This is a genomic window from Flavobacterium sp. UBA5153 (assembly GCA_002413745.1).
Classification (GTDB): domain Bacteria; phylum Bacteroidota; class Bacteroidia; order Flavobacteriales; family Flavobacteriaceae; genus Flavobacterium.
The window spans coordinates 108,781-121,438 of sequence record DHXP01000031.1 but is presented as its reverse complement, the minus strand read 5'-3'; the positions used below and the strand labels follow the sequence as shown (position 1 = coordinate 121,438).

The window sequence follows — 12,658 nt, the reverse complement described above, 5'->3', positions numbered from 1 at the left end:
TTAAGCCCTTTTAATAATGCGACAACAAATCGTTCCAATTACTTAGGGTATAGGGTATAAAAAAACTTTTAGAGGTAATAAATAACTGCCGGTGATTTTAGGCACTGTTTTAACAGATTTTTATCAACTTTTTTTAGGACATAAAAGTGTTTAAAAAAATATGACTATCCGTTAACGATACCAAAAAAATATTTTTGCCGCGAATTTCACCAATTTTCACTAATTTTTATCAATAAACGGGGTAAATTAAATTTGAATTCGTGTTAATTCGTGAAATTCGTGGCGAATAAAAAAATAGTCCGCTTTGCGGACAGTCATATAAAAAAATTACTGAAAATCGTTTAGACGTTAATACGGTAAAAAAATAAAAACAAATAAATATTCAAATTGCTGAATTGCCAACAACACAAATTTTCAAATCACCAAATAAAATGGTATTTTAGCATTCTGTAAATTTCACCAGAAAATGATTAGCAAAGCACAATTCGAAAACGAACTCCAACTCATTATCCAAAACGCCATTCGCGAAGATGTGGGTGATGGCGACCATAGCTCATTGGCTTGTATTCCGGCTTCGGCAATGGGAAAAGCAAAACTGTTGGTCAAGGAAGACGGCATTATTGCAGGCGTGGCTTTCGCCAAAATGATTTTCGATTATGTAGATTCTAATCTAAAAATGGAAACATTCATCACAGATGGTAGTTCAGTAAAATACGGTGAAGTGGTTTTTCAGGTTTCGGGAAGTTCACAGTCCATCCTCAAGGCTGAAAGACTCGTGCTCAATTCAATGCAAAGAATGAGCGCTATTGCCACTAAAACTAAAAGCTATGTCGATTTATTGCAAGGAACTAACACGCAAATTCTCGATACACGCAAGACCACGCCAGGTTTCCGCGCTTGCGAAAAATGGGCAGTAAAAATTGGTGGGGGCGAAAACCATCGATTTGCCCTTTATGACATGATAATGCTCAAAGACAACCATATTGATTTTGCAGGCGGAATTACCTTGGCTATAGCCAAAGTCAAAGCCTATCTCCAAGAAAACAATCTCGATCTTAAAATCATTGTCGAAGCAAGAAACCTCGATGAAGTCAAGGAAATTCTCGAAAGCGAAGGAATTCATAGGATTCTGATAGATAATTTCAATTACGATGACACTCGAAAAGCGGTAAGCTTGATTGGAAATAAATGCCAAACTGAATCCTCGGGAAACATCAATGAAAATACGATTCGAAGCTATGCAGAATGCGGTGTTAATTATATATCGTCTGGAGCATTGACCCATTCAATTTATAATATGGATTTAAGCTTGAAAGCCTTTTAAGATTAGAAAGCTATGAGTAAAGAAATTGAAGAAAGAATAGAAAGAATCCGAATATTACGCAATTTAGTTCGTCCGCTAAAAAGGATAAAACTGCCGTGGTTGCAAGGATTGTCTTTTTATGATTTATTGGAATTATATATACTGGGAATTGCCGAAGGGGCGTTAACATATCATGCCAGTGCAATTGCATTCAGCTTTTTTATGGCATTGTTCCCTTTTGCACTGTTCATTTTAAACCTCATTCCATACATTCCGATAGAGGGATTTCAGTTGGATTTCCTTCAATTCGTGAAAGAGGGAGTGCCGCCAAATACCTATGATGCAATTTATAAAATAATCAGCGATATTCTCAATAACAGCCACTCCGGATTACTGTCCACAGGATTTATACTGTCTATTTTCCTGATGGCAAACGGACTGAACGGTATTTTGGGAGGTTTCGAATCCTCAAAGCACGTTCTTATCAAAAGAGGGTTTCTGCATCAATATTTAGTTGCTATGGGCATGTCATTAGTATTGTCGGTTTTGTTATTGGTAACCGTCGCGATAATTGTTGTTTTTGAAGTCTTTATTCAAAAAACAATGATTCAGGATGTGTTGGACGAGCAGATCCCGCTAATCATTTTAGGACGATATGCCTTCGTGATTCTTATGATTTTAGTCACGATATCCATACTTTTCAAATTCGGTACCAAACACGATAAACGCAGGGCATTTATTTCGATAGGCTCCGTATTTACTACCATATTAGTGATTTTGGATTCCTATATTTTCGGGATTTGGGTGCTACGTTTTTCAAAATACAACGAATTATATGGTTCCATAGGAACATTATTGATTGTGATGTTTTACATTTGGATCAACTGCGTGATTTTGCTCCTCGGATTCGAATTGAATGCAGCCGTAAATAAATTAAAGATGAAAAATCATAAATTCCAACCGTCACTCTGATCGCAGTCGAAAGTCCAAAACCCAAAATCTAAATGCATTTCGTCGAAGTAATTTTACCGTTATCACTTGCCAAAACCTTTACCTATCGCGTTTCTGAAACTGAATACAATTATATCAGAAAAGGAATGCGGGTGGCGGTGCCTTTCGGCAAAAGTAAAATCTACACGGCATTGGTTATCGAAATTCACGAAAACAAGCCCGCTTTATACGAAGCCAAGGAAATTCACCAAATTCTCGACGAGAATCCCATTGTAACCGAAATCCAAATCGCCCATTGGCAGTGGATTGCATCGTATTATATGTGTGCCATTGGTGATGTGTATCGTGGTGCAATGCCCTCGGCACTTTTGCTGGAAAGCGAAACCATTATTTCACAAAAACCGACTTTTTTTGTGGATGAAAGTCTGCTTTCGGACGACGAATTCCTGGTTTATGAAGCCTTGCAGCAGCAAAGTTCGTTGAAAGTGCAGGACATAATAAATATTTTGAACAAGAAGAATATATTTCCCGTTATCCAAAAATTGATGGACAAAAATATTCTGGTACTCCAGGAAGAAATGCAGGAAAGTTATACCCCTAAACTCATCCGATACGTTAAATTACATTCCAAATATGAATCCGGTGAAGGCTTGGGCGAATTGCTTGAAACCTTGAAAAACGCCAACAAACAAAAGGAAGTTGTCCTGAGTTATTTTCAATTAAGTGCTTCGGAGAAAAAACCAATTACGGTAAAAAAATTGACCGAAACAGCTAATTCCACTTCGGCAATCGTGAAAGCATTGATCGACAAAGAAATTTTCGAAGAATATTATATTCAGGTTGATCGTGTCAATTTCTCGGGGAAAACCAGGGAAGAACAATTGCAATTAAGCGAAGCCCAGCAAATCGCTTTTGACGAAATAAAGGATAATTTTACCCAAAAAGAGGTTTGTCTCTTGCACGGTGTAACTTCCAGCGGAAAGACCGAAATCTACATAAAACTCATTGAAGATTACATTAAGGAAGGGAAACAAATTTTATATCTATTGCCCGAAATTGCATTGACAACTCAATTAGTGGGAAGGTTGCGCGATTATTTTGGTAATAAAGTAGCCATTTTTCATTCGAAATACAGCAACAACGAGAGGGTAGAGGTGTGGCAACAAGTATTGGCACAATCACCAAAGGCCCAAATCGTCATCGGAGCGAGATCGGCCTTGTTCTTGCCGTTTTCGAACTTGGGATTGGTTATCGTTGATGAAGAACACGAGCAAACCTTCAAGCAAGTAGATCCTTCGCCACGCTATCACGCTCGCGATGCTTCGATAGTTTTGGCAAACAGTCACAAAGCAAAAGTGTTGTTGGGTTCGGCTACGCCAAGTATTGAAACTTATTTTAATGCCCAATCCGGAAAATACGGTTTGGTCGAAATTTCAGAAAGATTTGGAAACGTCATGATGCCCGAAATTGAATTGGTAGACTTGAAAGACAAATACTTTCGCAAAAAAATGTCGGGTCATTTTAGCGATACTTTAATTGAGGAAATCACGACCGCTTTATCCTTGGGGGAACAGGTTATTTTGTTCCAAAACCGCAGGGGGTTTTCACCCGTTGTCGAATGTATGACTTGTGGCCACGTGCCGCAATGTCCGCAATGCGACGTGAGTTTGACGTATCATAAACACAAAAACCAGTTGCGTTGTCATTATTGTGGTTACTCAATGGCAAAACCAACCAATTGCCACGCTTGCTCGAGCGTTCATTTGACCACCAAAGGTTTTGGAACGGAGCAAATTCAGCAAGAATTGGTTGAATTATTTCCTAATACCAAAGTGGGTCGAATGGATCAGGATACGACTCGGGGAAAATTTGGCTTCGAGAAAATCATTGATAGTTTCAAAAACCGGGAAGTCGATGTTTTGGTGGGAACGCAAATGCTTGCCAAGGGTTTGGATTTTGACAACGTGAGCTTAGTGGGAATCATGAATGCCGATAATATGCTTTATCATCCCGATTTCAGGGCTTTTGAAAGAAGTTTTCAAATGATGACACAAGTTTCTGGGCGTTCCGGGCGTTCTGATAAACGTGGAAAAGTGATTATCCAGACTTATGATCCTGAACATAATACCATTCAGCAAGTGGTTCATAATGATTATAAAGGGATGTATAAAGAACAATTATACGAAAGGCAAATCTATAAATACCCTCCTTATTTTAAACTCATAAAGTTGACTTTAAAACACCGGGATTTCGATAAACTCAAAGAAGGATCGATGTGGCTGTATCAAGTGATGCAGCAAAACTTGACTATTCCTGTTCTAGGACCGGAAGAACCGCCAATTTCAAGAATACGGAATGAATATATTAGAACGATAATGATAAAAATTCCGCAAAATCAGTCATTGCAGGGCACAAAAAAAACTATCCAGAAAATGCTGAATAGTTTTGAATCAGTGGCACAATACAGATCAATAAAAGTGACCATAAATGTTGATTTTTATTAATGGATGGCCAACGCCCTTACCAGATCTTCTTTTTTGTGTCTGCTAAGCGGAATTTTCGTGATTCCGATTTCAGCAAACCTACTATTGAAGCGTTCTACCTTGTCTATATTTATAATATAGGACTTGTGCACTCTGACAAACTTGTCTTTTGACAAATCTTTTTCAAAAGATTTCATTGTAGAAAGGACCAAGTTGCTGTCGTCTTCGGTAACTACTTTTACATAATCGCCAAAGGCTTCAATCCATTTTATTTTAGAAGTAAAAATTTTTAGTTTTTTAAGATTGCTTTTAATAAAAATGTGCTCGCCATCTTCTTCATGAGTTTCAGATTTTAGTAAATACAAATCGAGGGCTCTTTTTACGGAAGCGTTAAATCGATCTATTGCGATTGGTTTTTGAAGATAATCTGTGGCGTCATAATCAAATGCCTTCATGGCATACTCAGCCTTAGAGGTTATGAAAATAATTTGGGGTTTTGTTTTTAAACCGTCCAAAAAATCGAAACCACTAATAACTGGCATTTCAATATCTAAAAAAATCAAGTCTATGTTATGTATAGACATGCAGCCTTTAGCTTCAATTGCATTGGAAAAATCACCAATCAAATGTAGATTAGGATGATTATTTACTAACTTTGCAATTATCATTCTTTGGATGGAACTGTCATCCACAACGACACAATTTAGTTTCATAATTTTTATTATTTAAGATTTGGGATAGTAAAAATAGTATTTGTTTTTTTTTAAAACTAATTTTCATCGTATTTTTTTACCTTATGACGATTAAAATTAAATAAGGTTTGTTTATTAAAAAAAAATGATTACTTTCGCAGCCAATTTAACAAATACATACATATTTATGAATCATTATGAAACTGTTTTCATTTTAAATCCCGTTTTATCTGAAGTCCAGGTAAAGGAAACAGTAAGCAAATTTGAAGATTTTCTTACATCTAGAGGAGCCGAAATGGTATCAAAAGAGGATTGGGGTCTGAAAAAAATGGCCTACGAAATCCAAAACAAAAAAAGTGGTTTTTATCACTTATTCGAATTCAAAATTGCAGGAGAAGTTTTAATTGCTTTTGAAACCGAATTTAGACGTGACGAAAGAGTAATGCGTTTCTTGACTGTAAGTTTAGACAAACACGCTATTTCTTGGGCTGAAAGAAGAAGAACTAAATTAAAATCTACAAAAGCTTAATCATTATGGCAACATTACAACAATCAGCCTCAGGAAAAAAAGACGGAGATATCAGATATCTTACGCCTTTGAATATAGAAACTAACAAAACTAAAAAGTATTGTCGTTTCAAAAAATCAGGTATCAAATATATTGATTATAAAGATGCCGATTTCTTATTGAAATTCGTAAATGAGCAAGGAAAAATACTTCCTCGTCGTTTAACCGGAACTTCATTGAAATACCAAAGAAAAGTGTCAGTTGCGGTAAAAAGAGCACGTCACTTAGCATTAATGCCATATGTGGCTGATTTACTAAAATAATATTAAAAAACTCAGTTGTTGGTTTTCAATAAATCGAAACCTAACTTCTAATAACAAAGGACAACAACATGGAAATTATATTAAAAAAAGACGTACAAAATTTAGGCTTTAAAGACGATGTGGTAAATGTTAAAAATGGTTACGGTCGTAACTTTTTGATACCACAAGGTTTTGGACAATTGGCAACACCTTCTGCAAAGAAAGTATTAGCTGAAAACCTAAAACAAAGAGCACACAAAGAAGCTAAAGTTGTTAACGACGCTAAAGCATTGGCTGAAGTTTTAAAAGCATTGGAAATTAAAATTTTCGCGAAAGCGGGAGGTGAAAAATTATTCGGTTCTATCACTAATATTGATATTGCAGAAGCTTTGGGAAAAGCGGGTCAAGCAATCGAGCGTAAATTTATTACTAGCGGTATTGTGAAACGTACTGGTAAATATGCTGCAAGCATCAGATTACACAGAGATGTTGTAGTTGAATTACCTTATGAAATCATTGCTGAAAAAGCATAATTTTTTTTAAATTATTAAATAAAAAATCCCGTATCGTTTTATAAAAACGAATACGGGATTTTTTTGTTATTTTTTTAAATTGATATTATAAAAAATAATATATTTGATATTGATTATAAATCAAAACCGCATGATAACAAGAAGTAAATTAATTGCTAATTCCTCAATATTGGCAGTAAAAATAATTCTATTTCTTTTTTTAAATTGGGAAAATTTAGGACTCGAGTTGAAGTGAATTATTTTTGCAAGTAAATAATCATTGTCTTATTTTTAATTATCCAAGAATATTTTTCCTAAAACATCGATATCAATCCAAAATAAAGAATTAGTATTTTTGGATATAGTAACAAGAACAGCCAATTATATGGTTGAGTTATTTAAAAATTAAAAGTAGAATCAATACGAATTTTTATATAATATTTTAACAATTAAAAAAGTTTTAACATAACTCAAATACTAATGAAAAAGATCATTCAATTCAGTTTATTATTAAGCACATTTTTTATTATGGCACAGAATCAAATAGGAATTTTTAATAACCATGCTGATATTGGCAAACCTAAATTGGCAGGAAGCACAATATTTAATAAAGAGGAACAAAGTTATAATCTCAAAGGAGCAGGTTATAATGTTTGGTTTGGCAGAGATGAGTTTCAATATGTTTACAACAAAATTAAAGGAGATTTTATACTTACAGGAAACTTTAAAATCCTAAGCAATGCAAGCCCAGTTCATAGAAAAACAGGATGGATGATTAGGGCGAATGAAGATGAAAATGCAGCGCACATGACCGCTGCCATTCATGATGATGGATTAATGGCATTACAGTGGAGAACCATGAAAGGGGCTTTAATGAGAGATCCACAAGATGAAATTTTTGCAAAAAAGAGATCAACAGAAATTATTCAATTAGAGCGATTAGGTAAAGTATTTATCATGAGAATTGCTAATCCAGGAGAACCTTTGCAAGAAATTGGGCGTACGGATGCAGTGGTAATGCCCGATGAGGTTTTGGTTGGTATTTTTATGTGTAGCCATAATCCAGACGTTGTTGAAGAAGGAAAAGCTTGGAATGTGCGTATAGAACAAACCGTTCCGGATAATCATAATGGGTATACCGATGGAATTTTAGGAAGTAAAATGGAAATCATAAATATTTTTGACGGAAAGAGAAAAATTGTTTACGAAGACAAAGGCCGTTTTGAAGCTCCAAACTGGTTACCTAATAACAAAGGATTGGTATTCAATCAAGGAGGTGGTATTTATACAATTCCGCTTACTGGCGATACTCCAACTCTAATAAATACTGGTTCTGCAAAGAAAAACAACAACGACCATGTTATTTCATTTGACGGAAAATTATTAGGAATATCATCCCATAGAGAGGAGTTGCCTGGTGGGGGAAGCACAATCTATTATTTGCCAATTACTGGGGGAGAACCTAAAATGGTAACTGAGAAAACACCGTCATATTTGCATGGTTGGACAAGGGATGGAAAAGAAGTGGTTTATACCGCTCAACGTCCTGAAAGTGGGTCAACTTACAACATTTTTAAAAAATCAATAAATGGAGGTAAGGAAATTCAATTAACTCATCTTACCAAAGGTTTGGCTGATGGTCCAGAATGTTCACCTGACGGAAAATATATTTATTACAATTGTACAGAAAGCGGCACAATGCAATTGTGGCGAATGAGAATGGACGGAAGTGAACAAACCCAACTCACTTTTGACCAATACAACAACTGGTTTGCACATGTATCTCCTGATAATAAATGGATTGCTTTTATGTCATTTGTAGATACTGTAGAACCTACAGATCATCCATTTTACAAAAGAGTGATGCTTCGATTAATGCCTATTTCAGGTGGAGCGCCAAAAGTAATTGCCTATTTATATGGTGGTCAAGGAACTATCAATACACCATCTTGGAGCCCTGATAGTAAATTTATTGCCTTTGTTAGCAATTCAGGTCCTATTAATAAGTAAGATTCCATTTAAAAAGAGTGTAAAAAAAGTATTAATTGTAACTTTTATGCTCTTTTTTAGTTTTAGTAGTTAATTATGATGTTAGTTTATCATCAAGATGTCAAATACAATTTTGCTTTAGATATGTTTTGTAGTTATCCGAAAAGTTTTAAATTAGCCTTCTCATGGAGAGGGCTTTTTTTGATGAAAAAATCGCTTTTTAAAAATACTAACCTCAAATTATAATGAAATACTCCAGATTAACAAAAGAACAATTTGAAGAAATGAATCAGGAATTCAGTACATTTCTTGCTACACAAACCATCGATAAAGCGGAATGGGACAAGATTAAAACTGAGAAACCCGAAGTTGCCGAACAAGAACTGGACGTTTTTTCCGATTTGGTTTGGGAAGGTGTTCTTGGCAGAACTGAATATTTAGAACATTTTTCTAAAAATCATATTTTTCTTTTTCATTGTTTTGAAACCTATGTTCAATCAATAGTTTTGAAATCATTGGTACCTGAAGTTGATTTTCTAACAAAAGAAGGTTTACAATGGTTGAGCGACAATATGTTTACCGATACCATCGAAATGAAAACAGGCAAAAAAGAATTTACCGAAGATCGCAACGCTTCAATTTTTGGATTGATTCAACAAGGGGCATTTTTGAGCGACGGGCAATTGTACAAGCAAATAAATTCGATTATTGAATCGTAATTTTACCGTTATTTCTTCCCAATAAGATTTAAATTTTGGTTGTCAGGAACCCACTTTTCATTTCATCGGAAGAAAAATATTTTTTTGATGTGGGTTTCTTTTAAATTGGTTATTTTAGTCCCTTATTTCAAGAACTAAAATAGCCAATTTTTATTTTCCATGGACATTCAAAATACAATTCAAAAATTACGAGAAGAATTAAATCAACACAACTATAATTATTATGTGTTAGATACGCCAACGATTTCCGATTTTGAATTTGACTTGAAACTAAAGCAACTTCAAGAGCTGGAAAATAAACATCCGGAATATTTTGACGAAAACTCCCCAACCCAACGAGTGGGAGGAACAATTACAAAGAACTTTGAAACTGTAAAGCACGAGTACAGAATGTATTCGCTCGATAATTCCTATTCGAAAGAAGAATTAGTTGACTGGGAAAAGCGCATTCAAAAAGTGTTGGGCGATGTTCCATTAGAATATACTTGCGAATTGAAGTACGATGGTGCGTCAATAAGCATTACCTATGAAAATGGAAAACTAAAGCGTGCCCTTACCCGTGGTGACGGAGTTCAAGGTGACGATGTTACCAATAATATCAAAACGATAAAATCAATTCCGCTAAAGTTGAAAGGTGATTTCCCTGATAAATTTGATGTTCGTGGCGAAATTATTTTGCCATTTGCAGGATTCGAAAAAATGAATCAGGAATTAATCGAAATTGGGGAATTGCCTTATTCCAACCCAAGAAATACGGCTTCGGGAAGTTTGAAATTGCAGGACAGTGCCGAAGTTGCCAAAAGACCGTTGGACTGTTTACTGTATTTTGTAATTGGGAATAAATTGTCTTTTAATTCGCAGTTTGATGGATTGGAAACCGCGAGAAAATGGGGTTTTAAGGTGCCAAAAGAAGCCAAGTTGACTCATAGTTTAGAGGAAGTTTTCAAATATATAGATTATTGGGATACCCACAGACATAATTTACCTTATGAAACTGACGGCGTGGTTATAAAAGTGAATCGATTTCAATATCAAGATGAATTGGGTTTTACCGCCAAATCACCGCGTTGGGCAATAGCCTACAAATTCAAATCGGAACAGGTTTCCACACGATTAAATTCGATTTCTTACCAAGTGGGAAGAACGGGAGCCATAACTCCAGTTGCGAATTTGGAACCTGTACAATTGGCAGGAACCGTCGTGAAACGGGCTTCCTTGCACAATGCTGACCAAATTGAAAAGTTGGATATTCGCATTGGAGATACCGTTTTTGTTGAAAAAGGTGGCGAAATTATCCCGAAAATTATTGCCGTGGATTTGAGCAAAAGGCCAGCCAATTCCGAACCTACAAAATACATCACACACTGCCCGGAATGCAACACGGAATTAGTTCGAAGTGGAGGTGAAGCTAATCATTATTGCCCTAATTTTTATGGTTGTCCGCCACAAATAATCGGTAGAATTCAGCATTATATTTCTCGAAAAGCGATGGATATTGAAGGGTTGGGAGGAGAAACGGTGGCACTGCTTTTCAACAATGGTTTGGTTCATAATTATGCAGATTTGTATGATTTGACCGTGGAGCAAATTCGTCCTTTGGAAAGAATGGCTCAAAAATCGGCCGAAAACTTGGTAAAAGGAGTCGAAAATTCTAAAAAAGTTTCTTTTGAACGGGTTTTGTATGCTCTTGGAATCCGATATGTGGGAGAAACAGTTGCCAAAAAATTAGCTAAACATTATAAAAGTATTGACGCATTAAGTCAGGCCAGTTTAATGGATTTAGTTTTGGTGGACGAAATTGGAGAACGAATTGCGCAAAGTGTGATTGATTTCTTCGAAAATAAAGAAAACAGAATTATTATTGACCGTTTAAAAGGGTATGGAGTTCAATTTGAAACCATCGAAATAATTAACCCCGATGCCACGGATAAACTCTCGGGTAAAACCTTTGTTGTTTCTGGTGTTTTCGAACAATTTTCGAGAGACGATTTGAAGAAAGCAATTGAAGACAATGGCGGGAAAGTGGGAAGTTCCATCTCGGCAAAAACAGATTACGTTGTCGCCGGAGCAAATATGGGACCGGCAAAATTAGAGAAAGCCGTTAAATTAAATATTCCGATTATTTCTGAAGATGATTTTATAGCAATGTTGGGGTAATTTTAAAAATAGACCTCAAAGATTTCAAAACGGTTGAGGTCTATTTAATCAAGTCTTTAAACCACAATACTTTTCGCTTCATGCGATCTTGCCTTGTTATTATCAAAATAAAAATCAATTCGCCCCAGATTGATGCCATAACAGCCTACCTGGTTTACCAATACCTCTTTTCCATCCAAATTTTTTGCAATAGTGGGTTTGTCAAGAAAAGTGTGGGTGTGACCACCAATTATCAAGTCTATATCTTTTGTGAGTTCGGCCAGTTTTAAATCCGAGATTTTATTTGGATCTTCCTTGTATTTATAGCCCAAATGTGACAAGCAAATAACCAAGTCACACTTTTGTTCTTTTTTTAGAATCCGAACCATTTCTTGTGCCGTTTCGACAGGATTGTTGTAGACCGTTTCTTGGTACATTTTTTTATCTACTAGACCTTCGAGTTCTATTCCAAGACCAAAAACTCCAATTTTAATTCCGTTTTTATTGAAAATTTTGTATGGTTTTACAAAACCATCCATCACGGTATTCTTTAAATCATAGTTCGATGAAACAAATTCAAATGTGGCGTGAGGCATTTGGGCATACAGACCTTCAATACCATTGTCAAAATCGTGATTGCCTATTGTTGATGCATCATAACGCATCATACTCATTAATTTGAATTCCAGTTCGCCTCCATAATAATTAAAGTAAGGAGTTCCTTGAAAAATGTCTCCTGCGTCAAGTAGCAAAACATTTGGATTTTCTTGGCGAATGGTTTCAATCAATGCAGCTCTTCTCGAAACGCCACCCATATTGGGATTTCGCGGATCATCCATCGGAAAAGGGTCAATATGACTGTGTACATCATTGGTGTGAAGTATCGTTACGTGTTTTACTTCTGCCGATTCAAAACTGCTCAACGACACCCGAGGCGAAGCCGAACAGAGCGGAGCTAAACCCAAACCCAACAGAGCCGTGCTTGCAGCCGTTTTCTCTATAAAATCTCTTCTTTTCATTTTTATTATTTTTGAAGCTATTTACTTCGTCAGTTCGCGTTGCT

The 12,658-nt window shown here is 35.7% G+C and carries 11 protein-coding genes; 9 read left to right on the top strand and 2 right to left on the bottom strand.

Annotated elements, in window-relative coordinates; translation table 11 throughout:
- Positions 1–466: 466 nt before the first annotated feature.
- Genes nadC through priA form a run of 3 tightly spaced genes read left to right on the top strand, consistent with a single transcriptional unit; the run spans position 467 to position 4,758 of the window.
- Positions 467–1,324, top strand: coding sequence for a carboxylating nicotinate-nucleotide diphosphorylase (nadC, locus tag B2145_RS06785; RefSeq protein ID WP_291100029.1), 858 nt, complete (start codon positions 467–469; stop codon positions 1,322–1,324).
- A gap of 12 nt (positions 1,325–1,336) precedes the next feature.
- Positions 1,337–2,275: a YihY/virulence factor BrkB family protein gene (locus B2145_RS06780; protein WP_291100026.1), complete on the top strand. Its 939-nt coding sequence runs from the start codon at positions 1,337–1,339 to the stop codon at positions 2,273–2,275.
- 32 nt (positions 2,276–2,307) lie between these two features.
- A complete protein-coding gene (gene priA, locus B2145_RS06775; RefSeq protein ID WP_291100023.1) occupies positions 2,308–4,758 on the top strand; it encodes a replication restart helicase PriA in 2,451 nt (816 codons plus the stop codon).
- On the opposite strand, the gene B2145_RS06770 is transcribed toward priA, so the two are convergent.
- On the bottom strand, positions 4,755–5,450 hold the full coding sequence (locus B2145_RS06770; RefSeq protein ID WP_291100020.1) for a LytR/AlgR family response regulator transcription factor: 696 nt from the start codon (positions 5,448–5,450) through the stop codon (positions 4,755–4,757). The two genes, priA and B2145_RS06770, sit on opposite strands and share 4 nt — an antisense overlap.
- Before the next feature lie 166 nt (positions 5,451–5,616).
- On the opposite strand from B2145_RS06770, the gene rpsF reads away from it, so the two are divergent.
- The 6 genes from rpsF (at position 5,617) to ligA (ending at position 11,616) form a co-directional block, all read left to right on the top strand.
- Positions 5,617–5,958 carry a 30S ribosomal protein S6 gene (gene rpsF, locus B2145_RS06765; RefSeq protein ID WP_291100202.1) on the top strand — a complete coding sequence of 114 codons (342 nt, stop codon included), beginning with the start codon at positions 5,617–5,619 and terminating at the stop codon, positions 5,956–5,958.
- A gap of 5 nt (positions 5,959–5,963) precedes the next feature.
- The gene (rpsR, locus tag B2145_RS06760; RefSeq protein ID WP_007138295.1) at positions 5,964–6,260 is read left to right on the top strand and encodes a 30S ribosomal protein S18; all 297 of its coding nucleotides are present in this window, start codon (positions 5,964–5,966) and stop codon (positions 6,258–6,260) included.
- Between the two features lie 68 nt (positions 6,261–6,328).
- Positions 6,329–6,772, top strand: a complete 444-nt coding sequence (gene rplI, locus B2145_RS06755; protein WP_291100017.1) for a 50S ribosomal protein L9 — start codon at positions 6,329–6,331, stop codon at positions 6,770–6,772.
- A 459-nt stretch (positions 6,773–7,231) separates the two neighbouring features.
- Complete coding sequence (locus tag B2145_RS06750; RefSeq protein ID WP_291100014.1) at positions 7,232–8,761, top strand: TolB family protein; 1,530 nt, start codon at positions 7,232–7,234, stop codon at positions 8,759–8,761.
- Between the two features lie 224 nt (positions 8,762–8,985).
- Positions 8,986–9,459 carry a DUF6495 family protein gene (locus B2145_RS06745; protein ID WP_291100011.1) on the top strand — a complete coding sequence of 158 codons (474 nt, stop codon included), beginning with the start codon at positions 8,986–8,988 and terminating at the stop codon, positions 9,457–9,459.
- A 159-nt stretch (positions 9,460–9,618) separates the two neighbouring features.
- Positions 9,619–11,616, top strand: coding sequence for an NAD-dependent DNA ligase LigA (gene ligA / locus B2145_RS06740; protein ID WP_291100008.1), 1,998 nt, complete (start codon positions 9,619–9,621; stop codon positions 11,614–11,616).
- 56 nt (positions 11,617–11,672) lie between these two features.
- Here ligA and B2145_RS06735 read toward each other — a convergent pair whose 3' ends face one another.
- Positions 11,673–12,614, bottom strand: coding sequence for a bifunctional metallophosphatase/5'-nucleotidase (locus B2145_RS06735; RefSeq protein WP_291100006.1), 942 nt, complete (start codon positions 12,612–12,614; stop codon positions 11,673–11,675).
- Between the last annotated feature and the right edge of the window lie 44 nt (positions 12,615–12,658).

Excerpts from the sequence above, each read along its gene's own strand:
- nadC (WP_291100029.1), top strand. The coding sequence starts at position 467 with ATGATTAGCAAAGCACAATTCGAAAACGAACTCCAACTCATTATCCAA.
- B2145_RS06780 (WP_291100026.1), top strand. The coding sequence starts at position 1,337 with ATGAGTAAAGAAATTGAAGAAAGAATAGAAAGAATCCGAATATTACGC.
- priA (WP_291100023.1), top strand. The coding sequence starts at position 2,308 with ATGCATTTCGTCGAAGTAATTTTACCGTTATCACTTGCCAAAACCTTT.
- B2145_RS06770 (WP_291100020.1), bottom strand. The coding sequence starts at position 5,450 with ATGAAACTAAATTGTGTCGTTGTGGATGACAGTTCCATCCAAAGAATG.
- rpsF (WP_291100202.1), top strand. The coding sequence starts at position 5,617 with ATGAATCATTATGAAACTGTTTTCATTTTAAATCCCGTTTTATCTGAA.
- rpsR (WP_007138295.1), top strand. The coding sequence starts at position 5,964 with ATGGCAACATTACAACAATCAGCCTCAGGAAAAAAAGACGGAGATATC.
- rplI (WP_291100017.1), top strand. The coding sequence starts at position 6,329 with ATGGAAATTATATTAAAAAAAGACGTACAAAATTTAGGCTTTAAAGAC.
- B2145_RS06750 (WP_291100014.1), top strand. The coding sequence starts at position 7,232 with ATGAAAAAGATCATTCAATTCAGTTTATTATTAAGCACATTTTTTATT.
- B2145_RS06745 (WP_291100011.1), top strand. The coding sequence starts at position 8,986 with ATGAAATACTCCAGATTAACAAAAGAACAATTTGAAGAAATGAATCAG.
- ligA (WP_291100008.1), top strand. The coding sequence starts at position 9,619 with ATGGACATTCAAAATACAATTCAAAAATTACGAGAAGAATTAAATCAA.
- B2145_RS06735 (WP_291100006.1), bottom strand. The coding sequence starts at position 12,614 with ATGAAAAGAAGAGATTTTATAGAGAAAACGGCTGCAAGCACGGCTCTG.